This is a genomic window from Acidobacteriota bacterium, assembly GCA_016712445.1.
In the GTDB taxonomy this organism is placed as follows: domain Bacteria; phylum Pseudomonadota; class Alphaproteobacteria; order Caulobacterales; family Hyphomonadaceae; genus Hyphomonas.
The window spans coordinates 338,021-358,990 of the sequence record JADJRB010000001.1 but is presented as its reverse complement, the minus strand read 5'-3'; the positions used below and the strand labels follow the sequence as shown (position 1 = coordinate 358,990).

General features: G+C 64.8%; 20 protein-coding genes. 9 read left to right on the top strand and 11 right to left on the bottom strand.

Annotated elements, in window-relative coordinates; translation table 11 throughout:
• Window positions 1-200: 200 nt before the first annotated feature.
• Entirely contained in the window at window positions 201-1,499 is a 1,299-nt protein-coding gene (locus IPK75_01890; GenBank protein ID MBK8197092.1) for an amidohydrolase, read from the bottom strand.
• A 296-nt stretch (window positions 1,500-1,795) separates the two neighbouring features.
• Window positions 1,796-3,886 (bottom strand): transglycosylase SLT domain-containing protein, encoded by a 2,091-nt coding sequence (locus IPK75_01885; GenBank protein ID MBK8197091.1) that lies wholly within the window; start codon window positions 3,884-3,886, stop codon window positions 1,796-1,798.
• A 111-nt stretch (window positions 3,887-3,997) separates the two neighbouring features.
• On the opposite strand from IPK75_01885, the gene IPK75_01880 reads away from it, so the two are divergent.
• From IPK75_01880 to IPK75_01870, 3 genes are read left to right on the top strand one after another with little or no spacing between them, the layout of a single operon-like run.
• Window positions 3,998-4,879: a 4-hydroxy-tetrahydrodipicolinate synthase gene (locus IPK75_01880; protein MBK8197090.1), complete on the top strand. Its 882-nt coding sequence runs from the start codon at window positions 3,998-4,000 to the stop codon at window positions 4,877-4,879.
• Between the two features lie 3 nt (window positions 4,880-4,882).
• Complete coding sequence (gene smpB / locus IPK75_01875) at window positions 4,883-5,371, top strand: SsrA-binding protein SmpB (GenBank protein ID MBK8197089.1); 489 nt, start codon at window positions 4,883-4,885, stop codon at window positions 5,369-5,371.
• A gap of 36 nt (window positions 5,372-5,407) precedes the next feature.
• Entirely contained in the window at window positions 5,408-5,845 is a 438-nt protein-coding gene (locus IPK75_01870; protein ID MBK8197088.1) for a hypothetical protein, read from the top strand.
• Between the two features lie 26 nt (window positions 5,846-5,871).
• Here the strand turns inward: IPK75_01870 and IPK75_01865 are convergent, their stop codons facing one another.
• From IPK75_01865 to IPK75_01840, 6 genes are all read right to left on the bottom strand, one after another.
• Window positions 5,872-6,915 (bottom strand): alcohol dehydrogenase catalytic domain-containing protein, encoded by a 1,044-nt coding sequence (locus tag IPK75_01865; protein ID MBK8197087.1) that lies wholly within the window; start codon window positions 6,913-6,915, stop codon window positions 5,872-5,874.
• 26 nt (window positions 6,916-6,941) lie between these two features.
• Window positions 6,942-7,982, bottom strand: a complete 1,041-nt coding sequence (locus tag IPK75_01860; GenBank protein MBK8197086.1) for a phosphotransferase family protein — start codon at window positions 7,980-7,982, stop codon at window positions 6,942-6,944.
• A gap of 27 nt (window positions 7,983-8,009) precedes the next feature.
• Window positions 8,010-8,657 (bottom strand): uracil-DNA glycosylase, encoded by a 648-nt coding sequence (locus IPK75_01855; protein MBK8197085.1) that lies wholly within the window; start codon window positions 8,655-8,657, stop codon window positions 8,010-8,012.
• Window positions 8,658-8,805: 148 nt separating this feature from the next.
• Window positions 8,806-9,150 (bottom strand): DUF559 domain-containing protein, encoded by a 345-nt coding sequence (locus IPK75_01850; protein ID MBK8197084.1) that lies wholly within the window; start codon window positions 9,148-9,150, stop codon window positions 8,806-8,808.
• 58 nt (window positions 9,151-9,208) lie between these two features.
• Complete coding sequence (locus IPK75_01845; GenBank protein ID MBK8197083.1) at window positions 9,209-11,128, bottom strand: gamma-glutamyltransferase family protein; 1,920 nt, start codon at window positions 11,126-11,128, stop codon at window positions 9,209-9,211.
• Window positions 11,128-11,550: a TIGR02301 family protein gene (locus IPK75_01840; GenBank protein ID MBK8197082.1), complete on the bottom strand. Its 423-nt coding sequence runs from the start codon at window positions 11,548-11,550 to the stop codon at window positions 11,128-11,130. Before IPK75_01840 ends, IPK75_01845 begins: the two co-directional genes overlap by 1 nt.
• Between IPK75_01840 and IPK75_01835 the strand changes: the two genes are divergently transcribed.
• From IPK75_01835 to IPK75_01825, 3 genes are all read left to right on the top strand, one after another.
• The gene (locus IPK75_01835; GenBank protein ID MBK8197081.1) at window positions 11,530-12,534 is read left to right on the top strand and encodes a hypothetical protein; all 1,005 of its coding nucleotides are present in this window, start codon (window positions 11,530-11,532) and stop codon (window positions 12,532-12,534) included. The genes IPK75_01840 and IPK75_01835 overlap by 21 nt on opposite strands.
• A gap of 11 nt (window positions 12,535-12,545) precedes the next feature.
• The gene (locus IPK75_01830; GenBank protein MBK8197080.1) at window positions 12,546-13,721 is read left to right on the top strand and encodes a PQQ-dependent sugar dehydrogenase; all 1,176 of its coding nucleotides are present in this window, start codon (window positions 12,546-12,548) and stop codon (window positions 13,719-13,721) included.
• A 67-nt stretch (window positions 13,722-13,788) separates the two neighbouring features.
• On the top strand, window positions 13,789-14,796 hold the full coding sequence (locus IPK75_01825) for a magnesium transporter CorA family protein (protein MBK8197079.1): 1,008 nt from the start codon (window positions 13,789-13,791) through the stop codon (window positions 14,794-14,796).
• Window positions 14,797-14,805: 9 nt separating this feature from the next.
• On the opposite strand, the gene IPK75_01820 is transcribed toward IPK75_01825, so the two are convergent.
• On the bottom strand, window positions 14,806-16,935 hold the full coding sequence (locus tag IPK75_01820) for a tetratricopeptide repeat protein (protein ID MBK8197078.1): 2,130 nt from the start codon (window positions 16,933-16,935) through the stop codon (window positions 14,806-14,808).
• A 156-nt stretch (window positions 16,936-17,091) separates the two neighbouring features.
• Window positions 17,092-17,577, bottom strand: coding sequence for a pyridoxamine 5'-phosphate oxidase family protein (locus IPK75_01815; protein MBK8197077.1), 486 nt, complete (start codon window positions 17,575-17,577; stop codon window positions 17,092-17,094).
• 117 nt (window positions 17,578-17,694) lie between these two features.
• Between IPK75_01815 and IPK75_01810 the strand changes: the two genes are divergently transcribed.
• Entirely contained in the window at window positions 17,695-19,068 is a 1,374-nt protein-coding gene (locus IPK75_01810) for an NAD-dependent succinate-semialdehyde dehydrogenase (GenBank protein ID MBK8197076.1), read from the top strand.
• A 4-nt stretch (window positions 19,069-19,072) separates the two neighbouring features.
• Here the strand turns inward: IPK75_01810 and IPK75_01805 are convergent, their stop codons facing one another.
• Window positions 19,073-20,059, bottom strand: coding sequence for a nitronate monooxygenase (locus IPK75_01805; protein MBK8197075.1), 987 nt, complete (start codon window positions 20,057-20,059; stop codon window positions 19,073-19,075).
• Between the two features lie 214 nt (window positions 20,060-20,273).
• Here IPK75_01805 and IPK75_01800 point away from each other — a divergent pair, with 214 nt between their 5' ends.
• Window positions 20,274-20,510 carry a hypothetical protein gene (locus IPK75_01800; GenBank protein ID MBK8197074.1) on the top strand — a complete coding sequence of 79 codons (237 nt, stop codon included), beginning with the start codon at window positions 20,274-20,276 and terminating at the stop codon, window positions 20,508-20,510.
• Between the two features lie 161 nt (window positions 20,511-20,671).
• Window positions 20,672-20,941: a hypothetical protein gene (locus IPK75_01795; protein ID MBK8197073.1), complete on the top strand. Its 270-nt coding sequence runs from the start codon at window positions 20,672-20,674 to the stop codon at window positions 20,939-20,941.
• Window positions 20,942-20,970 lie beyond the last annotated feature (29 nt).

Here is a 20,970-nt window from a genome sequence, read left to right as displayed (position 1 = left end):
TTTGAGTATAAGTTAGGCCCGAATGTCCGCGTTTCAAGGCACGCCTTCAAACGTTGTTGCGGGACCCGGGGCTCGTTCGTGACAGCGCTGCTACTTTTGCGCACTCTGAGCAAAAGGGGGTATAGCGAATCGGATCGGCTCTGGCAAGGTTGCCTGCCTTAATCCCGCCATCTTTGAAAACGGGGAAGAAAAGGCCGACGCTATTTCTTGAACAGCGCTTCCACGGCGGCAGTCATCGCGTCGACGCCGGTGGCAATTGCCGGATCGTAGTCCGGGGCGAAGAGGCCGGAGTGGAGCGAGGGCAGCGGCATGCCGTCGATCTGCGAGGCGGCGTACTTGTCGGGGTCGACGGCGCCGAGCCAGAAGATGACGCTCGGGATCTTGTCTTCGGTGCGGGCGTACTGGCTGAAATCTTCGCCGCCCATCACCGGTGGGACCGAACGGACATTTGCTTCCCCAAGCTCCTTGCTGATCGCCGCCATGGCGCGGGTTGTCAGGTCGGGGTCGTTATAGGTCGCCGGTGTGTAATCGCTTTCGACCGTGATCTCGGGCGCCGGGGCGCCGAAGGCGGCCGCCTGGCCTTCGGCGATCCGCTTGATGCCGTCGAGCAGCATCTGGCGCGTCTTGTCCTCATAGGAGCGCACGGTGATCAGCAGTTCGGCTTCATCGGGGATGATATTGTGCTTGGCGCCGGCCTTGAACGAGCCAACTGTCACCACGGCAGAGTCGAGCGGGTTCGTGTTGCGCGACACGAGGCTTTGCAGCGCGACCACGATATGGCTGCCGACAAGAACGGGGTCGACCGTGGTGTGCGGATAGGCGCCGTGTCCGCCCACGCCTTTCACCTTGATGTCGACGGAATCGACGTTGGCGAGCGCGAAGCCGGACGAATAGCTGATGGTGCCCGCCGGGGCGCCGGCCGAAACGTGCAGGGCGATGTTGTAGTCCGGCTTCGGGAAGCGCGAATAAAGCCCGTCTGCCAGCATGGCCTCGGCGCCGAGGCCGATCTCTTCGGCGGGCTGCGCGATCATCACGAGCGTGCCCTTCCACTTTGATTTTTCAGCAATAAGCTTGCGGGCCGTGCCGACCCAGACTGTCATGTGCACGTCGTGACCGCAGGCGTGCATGACCGGGCTGTCTACGCCGGTCCAGGTTTGCGAATTGACCTTCGAGGCGAAAGGGAAGCCGGTCTGTTCGGGCACGGGGAGCGCGTCCATGTCGGTGCGCACGAGGACGACGGGGCCGGGTCCATTCTCGTAGACGGCGACGAGGCCGTAGCCGCCGACGCCGGGGCGGACCTCGTCATGGTCGCGCACGGCCTTGTCCTTGACCCAGACATCGCCGAGGCCTTCGGTGACGGCAAATCCCAATGATTTCATCTCGCTGGCGAGGAGCGCCGAGGTCTGAGCTTCCTTGAAGGACAGCTCCGGCGTCTCGTGCAGCTGCTTGTAGAGGGAGACGAGGCTCTCGTCGGCGACCCGCAGCGGGCCTTCCGGCATGCCGGCGACCGAGGCGGTTGCCACAGTCGCGCCGCCGGGCCCTGCGCCCTCGGCTGCGCTGCCGGGCGCACCTGCCGTTTCATTGTTGCAGGCCGAAAGGAGGGCGATCCCGCCCGCAAAAAGTGCCGCCTTGAAGGTTGCGTTCATAGCCCGTTCCCCGCTCCACAAACTGTCCACAAAAGACTCCACAAGTCAGCCCGACTTATGGAGCGATCGAGGAGGTAGCGTAGCGGCAGGAGGCGGTGGGGGGAAGGGCCGTTGTCCCCGCCCCACCTGGCGCACGGCGGCGGCGGGATCTACCGACGCCCGCGCTTCAGGTCTTCGCTGAGGCGGATGTCTTCGGGCTGACCGGAGATGCGGTGGCGGTAGACCTGGATGTTTTCCATGACGCGCTGGACGTAGTTGCGGGTCTCGGAGAAGGGGATGAATTCCACCCAGTCGATCGGGTCGATCTGGCCGGTGCGGGGGTCGCCGTAGTCGCGCACCCACTGGCCGGGGCGGGACGGGCCGGCGTTGTAGGCCGCGGCGGTCATGATGTAGCTGCCGCCGAACTGCTTGATCAGCGTGTCGAGATGCAGGCCGCCAAGCGTGAGGTTGTAGCCGGGATCATCCGTCAGCCAGGATTGCTGGTAGCCGAGGCCGCGCAGGCGGGCTTCGCCTTTTGCGGTCGCCGGCATGAACTGCATCAGGCCGCGCGCGCCGACACGGCTGATGGCGTTCGGATTGAATTCGCTTTCCTGCCGCGTGATGGCGAGCACGAAGGCGCGCTCGACTTCCGGCTTGCGGGAGATCGGCGGGTTGATGACCGGATAGGCCGCGCCCGGCGCGACGACGCCGCGCTGCAGGCCGGCCTTGCCGACACGTACGCCAACTTCCGGCGTCGCAAGCTCGTTCGCCATTGCGGAGAGCAGTTCGTATTCAACCGGATCGGTCAGCTGGTCGTCGAGGAAATAGGCAAACTGGCGCACGCTTTCCGACTCGCCCGCCTCGCCGAGCAGGCGCATCGCCTGCACGACCGGATTGGCGTTGAACTTCGCCAGTTCTTCCGTCGTCGGAACACGCGGCGCGCCGAGGTCGACCGCCTTGTCGCCGAGACGTTCGGAGGCAAGCTGGCCGTAATAGGTGTACTTGTGGGTCGAGGCGACGCTGTAGGCGGCGACTGCCTGGTCGGCCTGACCCAGCGCATCGCGGGCCCGGCCTGTCCAGTAATAGCCGCGCGCCACGCTGACCGGGCTGGAGACGCCGGCAGCCATCGTTTCGAAGTGGCCAAGGCTACGGGTGGCATCGCCGTTGAGACGAAGCGCGATCCAGCCGGCGAGCCATTCGGCGTCGGCAAAGTCCCCGCCGCTCGACATGCCGTGCGGCGCCGTCAGCTGGTAGGCGCGCGCATAGTTGCGTAGCTTCAGTTCCTCGCGCGTCGCGATCGCGCGCTCGTCCCAGAGGCGGCCGCGGCCCGAAGCCGGTACGTCCTTGCCATCGATCTGGCGCAGCAGGTCCGAGACGCCGTCGACCTTCTTCACACGGCGCCATTTGGCGCGCTCGTAGAGGAGGCCCGGATGGGATTGCAGGTGGTCGGGCACGCCGGACACAGCGGAGTCGACATTCTTGGCGCGCTTGGCCAACGCTATGCGCGCGTCGGTGAGCTTGCGGTAGTCGGCTGTGAGCTGCGGCTTCAGGGCTTCGGCGGCGCTGGTCTGACCGGTCCAGAGCAGGAAATCGACGCGGGCACGGTGGTCGTCCTGGCTGAGCGATTGGCCGTAGCGGGCGAGGACGAGGCGCTGCACATCGGAGTCCAGCGAATTGCTGCGCCAGGCGTCCTTGATCACGTCATCCGCGCGGGCGCGCTGGCCGGTCTCGCGAAGGGCATTGGCGAGGGCAACCTTGCCGTCACCGGTCGCCGGGCCGGACTTTTCCAGCCAGGCAATGCGGGCCTTGGCGTCGAGCGAGGAGAGTTCGATGATCTCTTCGGCCCGGTCGCGCATCTTGCCGGTCTGCGGCCAGCCGTCGAGCAGGGTCAGCGCGAGGTCGAGCTCGTCGAAGGTCATGCCGGGCACGCCGTCGCTGGCGCGCTTCCACATGATCACGTTCTTCAGGACCGGATCCGGCGCGCCGTATTGCAGGTTCTGCAGTTCGGTCCACTGGCTGCGTTCGGCGGCGCTGAGGGCGCGGGCCAGATAGAGGGCATTGGACGAGCGGGCGGTGAGCGACGGGGCGGCGGCCGCGGGCGCGGTGGTCGCCGTGTTAACGCTCAGCACCGGCGTGGAAGCCGCCGGCGGCAGCTCCTTGCCCGGTTTCAGGCTCGGCGTTTCGGGCACAGCCGCGCCAGCGGCGCCCGCCAATAGCGCCGACAGCGACACGAACACAGCGATTTTCCGGACAAGTCTCATGGAAGCCTATGTTTATTTCTGTGCCAAAGCGTGACAATCCAAGCTTCGCAGCCTAGCACGCATATCCCACGAATTCCTGAAACGAATCCCTGAAAAACTGGCAATAATAAGATGTTCTCTGGATCGATCCCTGCGCTTGTCACCCCGTTCCGGAACGGAGAGGTGGACCGGAAGGCGTTTGCTGACCTGGTCGAGCGCCAGATCGCAGGCGGGTCGCGCGCGCTGGTGCCGGTCGGCACGACGGGCGAGACCTCTACCCTGTCGACCGAGGAACACAAAGCAGTCGTAACCCTTTGCGTGGAAGTGGCGGCCGGAAGGGTGCCGGTGATCGCAGGCGCCGGATCGAACGCGACCGAAGAGGCGATCGACCTTGCCGCCCATGCCAAGGCGGTCGGTGCGGACGCCGCCCTGATCGTCTGCCCTTATTACAACAAGCCGAACCAGGACGGCCTCTATGCCCACTTCAAGGCGATCAACGATGCGGTCGCCCTGCCGGTGTTTCTCTACAACGTGCCGGGGCGGACGATCGTCGACCTGATGCCGCAGACTGTGGCGGCGCTGGCCGCCTTGCCGAACATCATCGGCATCAAGGATGCGAGCGACGAGATGGAGCGGGTGGCGCTGCACAACCATCTGATCGCGCCGGGCACGCAGTTCATCCAGCTGTCGGGCGAGGATTCGAGCGCGCTGGGGCATCGCACGATGGGCGGGGCGGGCTGCATTTCGGTGACCGCCAATGTGCTGCCGGAAGCCTGCGCCGCGATGCATGCCGCGTTCGATGATGGCGACCTGGAGACGGCGCGCGCCATCAATGCGCGCCTGGTGCTGCTGCACCGTGCGATGTTCTGCTCGCCCTCGCCGGGGCCGGCGAAGTATGCGCTGTCGCGTATGGGTCTGTGTACGGACGAGGTGCGCCTGCCGATCACGCCGCCGGACGCGGCCGCCCGCGCCCAGATCGATGCCGCCCTCGCGCTGGCGGGTGTGAACGTCTAGGCGATGGCAACCAAGCCGAAAGCCCCTGCCGTCAAAGGCCGCACAGACGGGATGGTCGCCGAGAACCGGCGCTCCCGCCGCGAATATGCCGTGGAGGACACGCTGGAGGCCGGCGTGATGCTGGTCGGCTCGGAAGTGAAATCGCTGCGCGACGGCAAGGCGAATATCGCCGAGGCTTACGCGTCGGTGGAGCAGGGCGAACTCTGGCTGATCAACGCCGAGATCCAGACCTATGGCGGCGCGAACCGATTCAACCATGAACCGCGCCGCAAGCGGAAGCTGCTCGTGTCGAAGCGGCAGCTGGCGAAACTGTCGCAGGAAGTGGAACGGGCCGGGCGCACGATCGTGCCGCTGAAGCTTTACTTCAACGACAAGGGCCGCGCGAAACTGCTGATTGGCGTCGCCACGGGCCGCAAGGCGCATGACAAGCGCGAGAACGAAGCCAAGCGCGACTGGGCGCGCGACAAGGCGCGGATCATGAAGGGCGGGTAGGACGTCGTGAGTGGAACTAAGGAGCGTCGCTAGTAGATGCGTTGGTTCGTGATCTTCTGGGGGTCTTTTTTCTGCGCTGTGCTTGCCGCCACGTTTTCTTTGTGGGCCATGTCAATTGTCGCAGCGGCGTTCCAGTCGGTCCCGAAGTTCCCGGTCGACACCTACTCAGCCAGAATCTTCCTGCTTGTGGCCGGAGGTATTGCCAGCATCTCTGTCATTCCGGCGCTGATCGCTTGCCGATTGGTTGAAGCGGCCGGACGGTCGCCAAGTTCACGCATATATGCCCCTGCGGGGATGGCGACAGGTGGACTGGCCAGTCTTGGCTGGTTTTTATTGCCGTTGCTTGGACATCTGTCGAAGTCGTGGGCTTGGAAGAACTTTTTCTCAGAACTTTACCTGTGCGCAGCTTTTGCAATTGCTGGTTTGGTCGCAGGCTGGGCGTTTGGCGAAGTCCGGAAGCAATTCGTTCCCTGATCTTCCTCGCCACCCGAAGGAGCGCCTTAAAGCCCCATATCGAACACCATCTTCATGGCGCCGTCGACGCGGCGGTCGAAGATGTCGTAGGCGTGGGCGCCGTCCGAAAGCGGAAGGTTGTGGGTGATGTACTTCTCCGGCTTGATGCGGCCGGACTGGACCAGCGGGATCAGTTCCGGCCATTCCTGCGGGACGGAACATGTCCCGATACGGAAGGTCAGGCCCATGCCGAAGGCTTTCGACATCGGGAAATCGAAGCTGCGATCCTGATTGACGCCGATGACCGAGACGGTGCCGCGCTTGCCCGTGAGGCCGAGGCTTGCGCGGATGGTGGCGGAGTGGCCGACGGCTTCGATGACGCTGTCGCACATGCGGCCTTTGGTGGCTTCGGTGATGTATTCGCGGGCGATGGCGGGGTCCGGTGTTTCGAGGCCGATGGCGCGGCCCGCGGCGCGGCGGCCTTCTACGAGGTCGATGCCGTACACGCGCGCGGCGCCCATGATGAAGGCCGCTTCTGCCGCGAGGAGGCCGATGGGGCCGAGGCCGACGACGGCGACCGTCGAGCCGCGCTGGATGTCGGCATTGCGCGCGCCGAACCAGGCGGTGGCGAGCGCGTCGGTCATCATCAGCGCCTGGTCGGCGGTGATGCCGTCCGGGATTCTCTGGGCGTTGAAGTCGGCAGCGGGCACACGGACGAATTCGGCCTGGCATCCTTGCAACTTCGAGGACAGGCCGTAACAGCCTGCCGCATTGTTTTCGCAGCGGTTGACGATGCCTGCGAGGCAGGGGCGGCACTGGCCGCAGCCCACCGCGGCCGAGATCATCACCTTGTCGCCGGTCTTCAGCTGACGCACGCCGCGCCCGGCCTCGACCACCTCGCCGACCGCCTCATGGCCGACGCAGTAGCCCGTGTCTTCGGAGAAGGTTTCGCCATGATAGATGTGCAGGTCGCTGCCGCAGATGGCGCACTTGTCGACTTTGATGATCGCATCGCGGTCGTCGTGCAGCTTCGGATCGGGCATGGAGTCAAAGGCGATGTCGCGCGGGCCGCGATAGATGAGAGCTTTCATGGCCGGGTTCCTTCGGGGTTCATGGGTCAGCTGATCCAGCGGTTGGCGCGTTCGAGCAGGTTGATGGTGCTGGCATGCAGCTGGTCGCCGGTGGCTTTCGGCGCCTTGCCGGCGCAAGCGCGCGCATAGGTGCCTTCGAGGATGATGCCGAGCTTGTAGCAGGCGAGGACGCCGTACCAGTGGATTTGCGAGAGGTCGCGTGTGGTCTGGGCGGCGTAGTGCGCGACGAGTTCGTCCGCAGACGGAAAGCCTTCCCAAGGCGTCACCGTCACCGCGGTGGCGCCGTCTTCCGGCCAGGTGGCGAGCAGCCAGCCGAGGTCGAGCAGCGGGTCGCCGATGGTGGTCAGTTCCCAATCGACAATCGCCGCGAGCTTCGGCGCGTCAAAACGGTACATGACATTGGCGAGATGGTAGTCGCCGTGGATGATGCCGGGCGCGAAGCTGCGCGGGCGGTGTTCTTCCAGCCAGCGGCCCACGCCGGCGATATCGGGCAGGTCCTTCAGGCCGTCCCATTCAGGAAATTCGGCATATGATTCAAGTTGAGCTTTCCAGCGGCCGACCTGGCGTTCGAGGTAGTTGTCGGGCTTGCCAAGGCCGGTGAGGCCGAGAGCAACGTAGTCCTGCGCGCCGAGCGCCGCTATACCGTCGACGAGGGAGAGGCCCATTTCGCGGCGCAGCTGGGCCGACGAGACAAACGGCTCGGGCAGGCCGGTGGCCGGGTTGTAGCCGTCGATGGGTTGCATCAGGTAGAACGCGGCGCCGAGCACATCCTCGTCCGGACAGGCGGCGATCAGTTCTGGATGCGGCACGCCGGTCCCCTTCAGGGCGGCGAGCACGCGCGCTTCCCGGCGCATCGTTTCATTCGAGTTCGCCCGCAGCACCGGAGGTGGACGCCGGAGCACATAGCTGCGGCCGGCGCGGGAGAACTTCAGGAGGATGTTCTGCGTGCCGCCGGCAAGGCGCACGATATCCTCAAGCGGGCCGCGGCCGAGACCTTGCCCGTCCATCCACGCGGCGAGCGCGACCAGGTCTACGGTGTTATCCGGAGCGTTCGATGCCTCTGTCATGGCCTCAGAGTGTCGGAAGCCCGGCGCCTAGCCAAGGGCTTCCTTCGCGGCAGCGAAGACGTCTTCGAACATCCCGGCGGTGAGACGGCCGGTGTTCGTGTTGTACCGCGAGCAGTGATAGCTCGACAGCAGGGTCACCGGGCGGCCGTTGGCTTCCACCTCATACCGCTTGCCGTGCCCGAACGGGTGCGCGCCGATCTTGAGGCCCAGCGCGCGCAGCGTCGAGTCATGGCTGATCTTGCCGAGGCAGAGGATGACCCTGAGATTCGGCAGCGCGGCGAGGCGCGATTGCAGGAAGGGCCGGCAGGTGTTGATCTCTTCCCCGACGGGCTTGTTCTCGGGCGGTACGCAGCGCACGGCGTTGGTGATCATCGCGCGGTTGAGCGTCAGGCCGTCATCGGGGCGCTGATCATAGGTGCCCTCCGAGAAACCGAACTTGTCGAGGGTGGCGTACAGCAGGTCGCCCGCCCAATCACCGGTGAAGGGGCGACCGGTGCGGTTGGCTCCGGTCACGCCGGGGGCGAGGCCGACGATGACGAGCTTCGCGTTCGCATCGCCAAAGCTCGGCACCGCACCGTTGAACCAGGTGGGCTCCTTTGCGCGCACGGCTTCGCGGTATGCGACGAGGCGCGGGCAGAGCGGGCAGTCGCGCGGGGCTTCGGGAGGCATCATCATGATCCTTTCTTAAGCCCCTTCTCCCCTTGAGGGGAGAAGGGGTTGGGGATGAGGGGTGAGGCGAGTCGTGCCTTCTCTACTGCTGCAACCCCTCACCCCCAACCCCCTCTCCCCGCAAGCGGGGCGAGGGGGCTTAAAGGCATGGGCACTAAATTCCGAGTTTCTCTTGTACCAATCTCAGCAGGTGATCCGGCGCCATCGCGTCCTGTGCCGGAATTCGCAGGACGTCCCAGCCCAGACTCTTCAAGATCTGATCCCGTGCGGCGTCTCTCGCGGCAACATCCGGCAGCTTGTGAATTCCGCCGTCTATTTCGATGACGAGCCGCGCCTTCGTGATCGCAAAATCCACGATCATGTTCTGGATCGGATGTTGTCTTCGTACCGGAAAGCCATATTCACGCAAAGTCCTGAGGGCCTGCCATGCAACGTCTTCTGGCGCGTTGCTCTTTTGGCGAAGACTGCGTGCGCGCGAAGCGGCGGAACTTTTTGGCACGCTCTGCTCCCCTCATCCCCAACCCCTTCTCCCCAGTGGGGAGAAGGGGCTTGAGAGATCAATACCCATCAGCATTGCCATCTTTCCGCATTTCGGTGGCGGCGATCCAGGCGCCGGTTTCGAAGTCGCGCATGATGGCCTGGTAGCCGCCGGCATTGGCGCGGATGTATTTCACGGTGTGGCCGCGCGCTTCCAGCTCGGCCTTGGTGGCCGCCGGGATGCCGCCTTCGATCTCGACAACTCCCATATCTTCCTCACACGGATCACCATCCAGCGCGTTGGTCGGTTCGCAGCCGCCAAGATGTTCCCAGCGCGCAGCGTCGCCGGCTTCCTGCAGGCCCATGTCATAGTCGACGAGGTTGAGGATGATCTGGACATGGCCTTGCGGCTGCATGCCGCCGCCCATCAGGCCGAAGCTGAGCCAGGGCTCGAACGGGCAGGCCTGTTCGATGGGTTCGGCGCGCACCTGGCAGCCGGGCATGTCTTTCTTGAAGGCAAACGCCGGAATGATCGTGTGGAACGGCCGCTTGCCGGGAGCCCAGACGTTCGGGTGATTGGGGTCGAGGCTGAACAGCTGGCCGCGGTCCTGGAACATGAAGCCCATGCCGTCGGCGACAAGACCCGAGCCCATGCCGCGATAGTTCGACTGGATCAGCGACACCATCATGCCGTCCTTGTCGGTGACGGTGAGGTAGGTCGTGTCGCCTTGCTTCAGCTTGGCGTCAGCTTCGGCGCCGTCGAACGCCTCTACCTCGACGTCGCCGAACGGCTCGATCGGAACGGTCGCCATTGCTGCGCCGGTATCAATCAGCGCGCTTTGCCGCTCCGTGCGGGCCGGATCGATCAGCGCCTGCGGTTCGAAGCGCGTGAAGGCGGGGTCAGCGTAGAACCGCGCGCGGTCTGCGAACGCGATCCGCTTGGCTTCCACCTGCGCCATCATGCTGTCGGCCGAGCCGAAGCCCATCGCGCGCAGGTCGAACTTCTCGAGGATTTGCAACATCTGCAGCGCGGCGATGCCCTGCGTATTGGGGCCGAGTTCGCAGACCTTGTAATCTTCGCGGTACGTGACGCAGAAGGGCTCGGTCCATTCGCCCTTGTGGGCGGCAAAGTCGTCATAATCGAGATGGCCGCCGATACGGCTGAAATAGGCGGCCATGTCTTTCGCCATGATGCCTTTGTAGAATTCGTTACGGCCCTTCTCGGCAATCTTCTCAAGCGTGTCTGCAAGGTCCGGATTGCGGAACAGCGCGCCTTCGCGGGGCGGCGGGTCGAAATAGGTTTTGCGGGCGTTCTCGAATTCCTCAAGCATGCCGCTCTCGGCAGATTTCGGGAAGGCGACGGCGCTGCGGCCCCAGTAATAGGCGATGACTTCCGGGATCGGCGCGCCATTGCGCGCGTAGGTGATCGCGGGCTGGAGATTGTCCGCCATCGGACGTTTGCCGAATTTCTCATGGAGGGCATACCAGGCGTCCACGGTGCCCGGCACGGTTACGGGCGCGGTTCCGTGTGGCGGCAGTTCCTTGCCGTCCATGAATTTGTCGGCGATCGCCTGCATGTCGGCGAGCGTCGCATCCATCGGGCTACGGCCGGAACCATTATAGCCGTAGAGCTTCTCGGTCTTCGGGTCCCAGACGATGGCAAACAGGTCGCCGCCGATGCCATTGGCGGTGGGCTCGACGAGGCCAAGCATGGCGTTGGCCGCGATGGCGGCGTCCATCGCGGTGCCGCCGGCTTTCAGAACATCCAGCGCAGTCTGCGTGGCGAGCGGGTGAGCTGTTGCGGCGGCGCCGTTCGGGGCGACGACCGCGGAGCGCACGCCAAGGTCGCGGCCCGAAGGCATGCGCCCGCCGGACCCGGGTGCTTCCGGTTCGGCGGCGACGGGTGCCGCGGCGCTCAGTTCAGGTGCCGGCGCGGGACCATCAGAGGTGCAGGCCGCAAGTAGCAGGGCAGCGAGGCCGGCAGTCACAATATTGCGCATCACTCAAATCCCTTGCCGGTACGTTCCCGCTTGGGGAAATAGAAGGTGGCCATCCGCGTGGAGATTTCCTGGCCATCGGCGGCGAAGCGGGCCTCGGCGGCCACCGCCACGCTGTCGCACACCAGGTAGTCGCGGCTGACATCGGAAAAAGCGTCGTTGAACTCGCGCACCAGCGAGGAGCGCAGGTTGCCCGATTCGGGCGCCTCGAACGCCAGCATGTCCGCCATGTAGCGGCGCCAGTACTGGTCGTCGCGCCCGTTGCAGCGCACCCGGATGGCGTGGGCGGAGCCAAGGACGCGGGCCAGCTCGGCGGCGTCCCGGAAATAGTCGGGCCCGCGAACCGGCAAACCGGTCTGTGCGGCGCTTGTGCCCGCGACCAAGGCAAGGCTAAGCAGGAGGCCATGAAAACGTGTCTTGTTCATGCGCGGACTTTCGCGCGCCTTCGCCCGCGGCTCAAGGGGCTGGAAGCCGCTGTCCGCTTTGTCACCATCGACGATGCCGGCAAGGCGCACGACGCCTGGACCAGTACGGCGCTGGATGACCTGCCGCCACTGGACATCGCGTTCGGCAATGCCGACGCTTTCTTTTCCTCGGTGGTGCGCGAATTCATGACCGGCATCCTCAAGAGCCCGTCGCTGGACTGGTTCCAGTCGGCCGCCGCCGGCATCGAGAACCCCGCCCTGATGATGATTGGCCAGAAGGCGCGCCTCTACACGACCAACCACACGCAGGCCGAATCGATGGCCGAATGGGCCCTGTGGCAGGCGCTCGATTTCCTGCGCGAAGGACCGGCGCACCGGGCGCTGCAGGCTGGCTCGAAGTGGCAGCGTGTGAAGGCGCGCGAGGTGCGCGGCTCGCGCTGGCTGGTGGTGGGATATGGATCGATCGGGCAGGCGGTCGGCCGGCGCGTGACCGCGCTGGGCGGCGAGGTGACCGGCGTGCGCCGCTCGCCGGGGCCGGCCGAGGGCGCGGCGCGCATCGCGGCTCCCGCGCAGCTCCTGACGGAATTGCCCGGCGCGGATGTCGTCCTGCTCTGCTCGCCGCACACGCCGGAAACCGAAAACATGGCGAATGCAGCCTTCTTCGCTGCGATGGCGCCGCATGCCCTGTTCATGAACCTCGGTCGCGGCGCGCTGGTCGATGAAGCGGCGCTGGTGGCGGCCCTCGATGCAGGCCGGCCGGCCTTCGCGGCGCTGGATGTGACGCGCACCGAACCCCTGCCGACGGACAGCCCGCTCTGGCAGCATCCCAAAATTGCCATAACCCCGCACGACAGTTCCGACACACCGGGCACGGTCACAGGCGCAGACGACACTTTCCTCGCCAACCTGGCGCTCTATCTCGCTGGCAAGCCCATGAAGCATCTCGTGGACCCCGCCGCATTTGCCGCGGGGCCGTCCGCCTAAGGAGGCCCCTCATGTCCAAGCTCTGCTCTTCCGCCTTCGCCGCGGCCGTTTCCGCGCTCGCCCTTTCCGCGTGCGCCAGCGAGCCGCCCGCTTCGGTCGCGCCGCAAGCCGATGGCGGCTTCGTCGTGACCGGCACGAAGGGCACGCCCTTGCGCGCCGTTGAACTTGCCACCTTCGACAGCCCCTGGGCCATGACCTTCCTGCCGGACGGTCGCGCGCTCGTCACGGAAAAGGGCGGCGCCATCTGGCTGCTGGATGCCGACGGCAGCAAAGCCGGGCAAGTGAGCGGCGGACCGCGCGTCGAAGCGCGCGGACAGGGCGGCCTCGGCGACATCATCCTGCATCCCGATTTTGCGTCCACGGGCGAGGTTTATCTCTCCTATGTGGCGCGCGACGCGGACAATGACGAGTTGTCCCGCGCGGCAGTCGAGCTGGCGCGCCTTGACCTCACCTCAACTGGCGGCACGTTTACCGCGCGCGAGGTGATCTGGCGCCAGTCCAACGCCGTGCCGGGCAACGGCCATTACGGCCACCGGCTCGCCGTCTCGCCGGACCGGCACCTGTTCATTTCCTCCGGCGAGCGTCAGAAATTCACGCCCGCGCAGGACATGGCCCAGACGCTCGGAAAAGTCGTGCGCCTGAATCTCGACGGTTCGGTGCCCGCTGACAATCCGTTTGCCAGCGACGGCGGCGTGGCGGCCGAGATATGGACCCTCGGCCACCGCAATCCCCTCGGCCTTGCCTTTGCGCCGGACGGCCAGCTCTGGGAGCACGAGATGGGCCCAAAGGGCGGCGACGAGCTGAACGTGATCGTCCGTGGGCAGAATTACGGCTACCCGGAAGTCTCTAACGGCGACCACTATGATGGCACGGTGATCCCCGACCACGATACGCGTCCGGAATTTGCCGCGCCCGCCGCTTGGTGGGTGCCTTCGATCAGCCCGGCAGGCCTGATCATCTATGACGGCAGCGTGTTCGGTGACTGGAGCGGCGATGCGTTGATCGGCGGGCTATCGTCGATGGCGCTCGTCCACGTGGATATTCAGCCGGACGGGTCGGCCGCCGAAGCGGAACGCTTCGAATGGGGCAAGCGCGTACGCGAAGTCGAACAGGGACCGGACGGCGCTGTCTACGTGCTTGAAGACAAGGACGGCGGCCGTTTGCTGAAGCTGACACCGGCGGGATAGCCCGGTTGCCTGCAACGGCGGATTGGCCCAGACCTGAGACGGTGAACGCGTTTCCGGAAGACCCCGCATGATCCGCACCTATTCCAACCGGTCAGGCCGGTTTGCCTTTTCCGGCGAGGACCTCGCGGCCCTCGACGACGCCGTCTGGATCGATCTGCTGCGCCCGACCAAGGACGAAGAGACGGCGGTCGAGCGGGCTTTCGGCATTGATGTGCCGACGCGTGAGGAAACCAGCGAGATCGAACTTTCGAGCCGTCTTTATGCCGAGGACGGCGCGCATTTCATGACCGCGATGATGCTGTCGCATACGGATGGCGACGCCGTCCTGTTGTCGCCGGCGACCTTCGTTCTGGCCGGCGATCGGCTGATCACGGTGCGTTACGAGGCGCCCCGGGCCATCGACACGTTCGTCGCGCGTTGTCAGAAGTCCGGCACCAACACCGCCGAATCCCTGTTTGCCGGATTGCTGGAAGCGCTGATCGAACGCGCGGGCGATGTGCTCGAACGCACAGGCCACGAACTGGACGATGTCTCGCGCGGCATCTTCGCGATCGAGACACCCGCGCCCAAGTCCACGGGGCCTGCTGCCTTGCTCGCGCCGAAGCCCAAGCCGAAGCCGCGCGATTTCCAGTCCGTACTCGAACAGATCGGCCGCAAGGGCGACCTGTTGTCGAAGGTCTATGAAAGCCTGATCTCGGTGCAGCGCCTGCTGACCTACGCGACCGCCGCCGCGCAGGCGCGCAAGGCCGACAAGGAAGCCTCAAGTCGTTTCAAGTCGCTCGGCCGCGATGTGCAGTCGCTTGTCGATCACGCCGCGTTCCTCACCCAGAAGATCAACTTCCTGCTGGATGCGACGCTCGGCATGATCAACATCCAGCAGACGGGCATCATCAAGATCTTCTCGGTCGCCGCCGTCGTCTTCCTGCCGCCGACGCTGATCGCGTCGATCTATGGCATGAACTTCAAGTTCATTCCGGAACTCGCCTGGCCTTATGGCTACCCGTTCGCGCTGGTGCTGATGGTCCTTTCGGCGATCGTACCCTACCAGTTCTTCAAGTGGCGCGGCTGGCTCTAGGCCGGCGCGTCACTTGTAAGGCTTCGGCGGGTCGATCGGCTGGAGTCCCAGCTTCGCGCGTTCAGCGTTCAGGTCCTTGGAATACTTGGCCAGGAAGGCCTTGCCGCGCGGGTTGGCAGGATCGTTCAGATACGGTGACATGAACAGCGTGATGTTGCGGAAGCCTCTGGCGTAAGCGGCTTCCGCCAGATCCATCCCCTTATCCGTGTCTCCCTCAATCAGCAGCAGGTTGGCTTCGATCGCGTCCATCTGGCCGCTGGCAAAGCCTTCCGAACGGCGACTATCGATCGACTCACGCCAGGCGGCGAGCATTGCGGGCGCGTCGGGGTGCTTGGCATCGAGCAGCGCTGGCAGGACGATATTGTAAGGCGGATACCGGAAGGGACTCTGGAAAGCCTCCAGGCTGTCCCACGTCGCATCGTAGTATCTGACAACTTCCTTCCAGTCGCGAACCACATTGTGAAGGTCGAGGTAATCCGACTGTTGGGAGGGGAAATCCGGGCGCGCGGCGAGTTCACTCGCAACCAGTTTGAGGGCGTCTTGCTTGCGGCCCATCAACATCATGGCGCGGTAGCGGATGTAAGGCTCCTTCGCCTTCAGTCCGTTTTCGAACTCGCCGAGCTGCAATTCCGTGAAGTGCAGGTCGCGCGACGCGCGTGGATCGTCTGGCGCAAGTTCGAGCACGCGGCGGCGAAATTTCAGGGCTTCGGCGAGATTGCCCAAGGCCGATTCTATTTCGGCGCGGAACGCGAAGGGGCCAGGGTTTTGCGGCGAGATTTCGCTCCACCGGTCCACAAGTTCGCGCGCCCGTGTGTAGTCTCCGAGACCGGAATAGTGCGAGATCAGGTTGGAGTTCACATCGCTCTGCGCGGGATCGTGCTCAAGCGCGATCTCGAATTGTGCCACCGCTTCATCAAACCGCTGCTGATCTGACAGCCAGTAGCCGTAGTCGTTGCGGGCAAGGGCAAAGTTCGGTTTCTTTTCCAGCGCGCGCTTGTAAAAGGCCTCCGCCTGCTTCCGGGTCTCCGCGTCGAACGACATCGACAGTAGCCCCGCCCTTGCAAACAGCGCGTCCGCAGAGTCGCGGTCGAGCCTGAGCGCGCGGGAAATCCATTCGTCCGCCCGCTTGAAGGCGACTTCGGCCGGAATGTCGCCTGCGGCGCCGTTCCCGTCCGACATCATCAGTTCGTAATATCCACGCCAGGCAAGGGCCGGAACAAAGTCCGGGTCGATCTCAAGCGCCTTGTCGAGCGCTTCGGCGGCGGCTTGAAAGCCTGCCATCGTGTTCAGTGCGGCCTTCTGCTGGGCAAGGAGGTAGAAGTCGTAGGCCGTGATGTCCGTACGCGGTGCAGCGGCTGGCGCGACCGTTCCCATCAGCTGGGGCTTCAACTCGGCAAGGATGGCGTTCGCGATTTCGTCCTGTACGGCGAAGATGTCCGTCAGGTCGCCGTCATAGGTCTCCGACCACATGTGGAAGCCGTTGTCGGCGCGGATCAGCTGGGCGGTGACGCGCACCCTGTTGCCGGATTTGCGTACGGACCCTTCGAGCACATGCGCGACATCCAGTATGCGACCGATCTCTCGCAGGTCCGTGTTCTGTCCCTTGAACGCGAAAGACGAGGTGCGGCCGGCGACTTCCAGCCCCGGCACCTGTGCCAGCACATTCAGCAATTCTTCCGAGATGCCGTCGGCGAAGTATTCCTGATCGCCCTCCGGGCTCATGTCGGAGAATGGTAGCACCGCGATGGAGAAGTCCTCATGCGCGCCCGTTCCGCGCCGGCCGGTATCGCCGTGCGGAATGAGCCGGTCGCCGATGATCACGATCACGAGGAGCGCGGCCGTCCCGGCCAGGACCATGTCGAGGCGCTTGCCGGTCTTGCCGGTGATGCTTTCGCCTTCTGGTACCGCCGAAGTGCGTTTCATGCCTTCCGGCGTCATTTCGAAGGCCCAGGCGAAAATGAGCGCAATGGGGAAGCCGAGGAAGATGAGCGCAATAAAGGTCTGGGCGATCCATTGGGGCGCGCCGAAAGTCGGCAGCACGGCCACTGCGATCTGGATCAGGAGCCAGCCCACGACGGCATATACACCGGCTACCCGGAACACGTTCCGGCGCTGAAGTTCGGCAAAAAGCTTGTTCAAACCACGTCCCCGGCAAACAGCATCCCGTCACGGCTAGCATGAGTTGGGGGGTCTGTCTCGGGTCACGCAGGACGGGTCGGGGCGTAAAGGAAGTGCAGGGACCCGGATCAGCGGGTCCCTGCACGGGTGCCTGAGAAGCGCGGCGAGGGGCGCGCCTCAGAGGCGGATGTCAGCCGTCTTGTCGGCGTATTGCTTCTTGGGATCGCTGCCCATCAGCAGTTTCAGACCGGCGAACAGGCTGTTCTCATTGAGCCAGACGTGGGCGCGGTGAAGGTCAAGGCGCAGCAGGCGCAGCTTGGGGTCCGAGCGGCCGCCTTCGTACCAAGCGGCGATGAACGGGTTCCAGAGGCGCTCCACCGTCGCCGGATCATTCTGCAGGGTGAGCGTGCCATGCATGGTGGCGAACAGGTCGTGCCCCTTGGAGGCGAACTGCGCGACGGCGGCTTCCTCGCCGTTGATTGCCTGCACCAGGTCGACATCCTTGGCGGAGAAGATCCAGATCGGGCCACGGGTATCGTCTTCGACGATGGCGGTCATCGGTTGCGCATCACCCGCCCCCGGACGCTCGAGGCCAAGCATGATCGTGCGGTCGGATTTCACCGCTTTCCAGAGTTTCTTTTCGAGGTCTTCCGGCGTTGTCATGATTGCTCCTGTGGTATTTCCAGCCCACCGTGACGCAACGGTCGGGCGGTCGGTTCGTTCCGTGAACGATGCGCCCGCTGACCCGTAAGCGGCGCGGCCTGAACCGGAGGAACTTGCATGGCGGAAAAGACGGTCAACTCGGTCAACCCAGCGACGGGCGAGATCATCGAAACCTTCAGGCCACACGATGAGGCGAAGGTCGATGCCGCGCTGGAGAGGGCGCACTCAACTTTCCGCGACTGGCGCCTCACCAGTTTCGCGCACCGCGCAGACCTGATGCGCAAGGCCGCCGGCATCCTGGAGGCCCGCCAGCCGGACTATGCCCGCGACATGGTGCGCGAGATGGGCAAGCCCGTCGCACAGGCCGAAGCGGAAGTGGCGAAATGCGCGCTCGCCTGCCGGCATTATGCCGATCACGCGGAAGACTACCTGCGCGACGAGCAGATAAGGACGGAGGCGCGGCGATCGTTTGTGCGCCACCTGCCGATGGGGCCGGTGCTGGCGGTCATGCCGTGGAATTTCCCGTTCTGGCAGGTCTTCCGATTTGCCGCCCCGACACTGATGGCGGGCAATGTCGGCCTGCTGAAACATGCCTCCAACGTCTGGCGCTGTGCGCTGAACATCGAGGAAGTCTTTCGCGAGGCGGGTTTCCCGGAAGGCTGTTTCCAGACGCTGCTGATCGGTTCAGACGGCGTCGAGCGCGTGATTGCCGATGAACGTGTGCGCGCCGTGACGCTCACCGGCTCCGGCCCCGCTGGCAAAAGCGTGGCCGCGTCGGCGGGGAGGGCATTGAAGCCAAGTCTCCTTGAGCTCGGCGGATCGGATGCGTTCATCGTCATGCCATCTGCCGACATTGCGAAGGCCGCGGAAGTGGCCGTCAGGGCGCGGGTGCAGAACAACGGCCAATCCTGCATCGCGGCGAAACGCTTCTTCGTTCATGCCGACGTGTACGGAGCATTCCGGGATGCCTTCGTCGCGGGCTTCGAAGCGCTCCGCATCGGCGACCCCATGCGGGCGGACAGCGATATCGGACCGCTCGCGTCGGCAAAGTTCCGCGCCGACCTCGAAGGCCAGGTGGCGGCTAGTCTCAAGGCGGGCGCGAAGCGCCTCACGCGACTGGCGGACCTGCCGAAGACGGGCGCCTGGTTTGCGCCGCAGGTGCTGGAGGACGCCCCAGACGGCTCGCCGGCGGCCGGGGAGGAATTGTTCGGACCGGTCGCCAGCCTCTGGAAGGTGGCGGACCTCGCAGCCGCAATCTCGGCGGCGAACGCAATCCCCTTCGGCCTCGGTTCGGTCCTGTTCACGCAGGACGACAGCGAAATCGAAACAGCCGTGCGTGATCTCGAGGCCGGGGCGACCTTCGTCAATGCGATGGTCGCCTCCGATCCGCGCCTTCCGTTCGGCGGCGTCAAGCAATCAGGCTACGGCCGCGAACTCGCCGCCGATGGCATCCGTGCCTTCATGAACCGGAAGACGGTCTTCGTCAGCTGACGGATCACGCCTTCGCGTTTGCGCGCAGCCCGGCAATCCGCGAGATCGACGCCTCGGCGTCGCGCATGATGTCCGCGACGATCGCCGCCACCGGCTTCACTTCGCGCACACCGCCTGCCGACTGGCCCATGGCGAAGCAGGACTTGTCCATCGACAGCTTGGCCTCGTCGGTGATGCCGCCGATGCCGCCGATCACGCCGGTGCGGGTCGAGTGGATGGCCTGGTGCGGGAACGGCTGGATGTCCTGCGGGCGGCTTTCCCAGTCATTGATATAGTCATTGGTGCGGCAGCGCATCGGCTTGCCGGAATAGCAGCGGGTGCGGGTCGTGTCGGTGTCGCCGGCCTCGACGACGGCATTCTTGTACATGTTGGCGGCGTGGGCCTCGGCCGAGGCGATGAAACGGGTGCCCATCCAGACGCCTTCGGCGCCCAGCGCCAGGGCGGCGGCAAGGCCGCGGCCATCATAGATGCCGCCGGCGGCGATCACCGGGATCTTCACGGCTTCGACTGCCTGCGCGACCAGCGGCATGGTGCCGACGAGGCCGGTATGGCCGCCGCCTTCGCCGCCCTGCAGGATGACCGCGTCACAGCCTGCTTCCTCGGCCTTGATGGCGTGCTTCACCGCGCCGCCGACCACCATGACCTTCACCTTGGCGGCCTTCAGGCGCGCCATGATCGGAAGCGGCACCCCGAGGCCGGCCACGAACGAATCGGCGCCGCCCTTGATGATGACGTCCACCGATTCCTCGAGGCTCTCCGGGCTCGCCGCGAGGAGGTCCACGCCAAACGGCTTGCCGGGGGCGAGTTCCTTCACCCGCTTCATCTGGCCGGCGATGAAGTCCGGGCTGGTGCCCGCCATGCCGAGTACGCCATAGCCGCCCGCATTGCACATCGCCGCGCAGACTTCCGCATAGGAAACGCCGCCCATGCCGGCCAGCATGATCGGGTGTTGGACGTTCAGCAGTTTGGTCAGGCGGGTTTGCAATGCCATGAGGGGAGCTCCGTGAAGGGGGATGGGTTGCCCAATCCTTAGGCTGGCGCCGCCACGTCAACGCAAGAGTCTTCGGCGTTTTGCAGTGCAGGCCGCATTTGGAACAGATTTGCCGTGTCTTTGCCGCAATCTGGCCCTGATCAATGGGCATGAGCGCTGGGTCCGTGGAAATCTCCGCTGGGCAGGGTGTCAAAAAAGTGAGGGGAAACTCCAAATGACCAAACTGTTTGCTGGCGCTGCCGCTGCAATCCTTTTCGCCGGCGTTGCCTATGCAGGTGAGCCTGCCGTCGAAACCGAAGTCGTGGAAGCTGAAGCCGCTGTGGAAGCGGTTGAAGTGGAAGCAACGGGTGAAGCCGAAGCCGTTGAAGTGGTTGCCGAAGCGGAGGCAGAAGCTGCCCCGGCTGAAGCCGCTGCCGAAGAAGGCGTTACCGAAGAAGCCGCACCCGAGTAATCGGACAGCGGCTTGAAGCTGCCCTCATCCATAGGCGGGTGAGGGTTTCTTTCAACCGAACCGCGAAGGTTGACATCGCTGAAGAATTAACTTTCGGCAATGTTAAACAAGTGCTAGATCACCGACCGTTCGCAAGAACACTCAACAGGGGTACTACCATCATGAAAAAGCTGATCCTTGCTGCTGCTGCCGCCTCGGCTCTCGTTCTCGCTGCTTGCGGCGCGACCGAAGAAGCTGCTCCGGCCGCTGAAGAAGCAACCGTCGAAGAAGTGGCGACCGAAGCTGCTGCTACGACCGAAGAAGCCGTGACCGAAGCCGTCGAAGCGACGACCGAAGCCACCGACGCTGCTGTCGACGCGACCACCGAAGCTGTCGAAGAAGCCGTCGAAGAAGCTACGCCGGAAACCACCACGGAAACCGCTCCGGAGTAATCTCCGCGCGGATCCAGGTTACTGGTCCA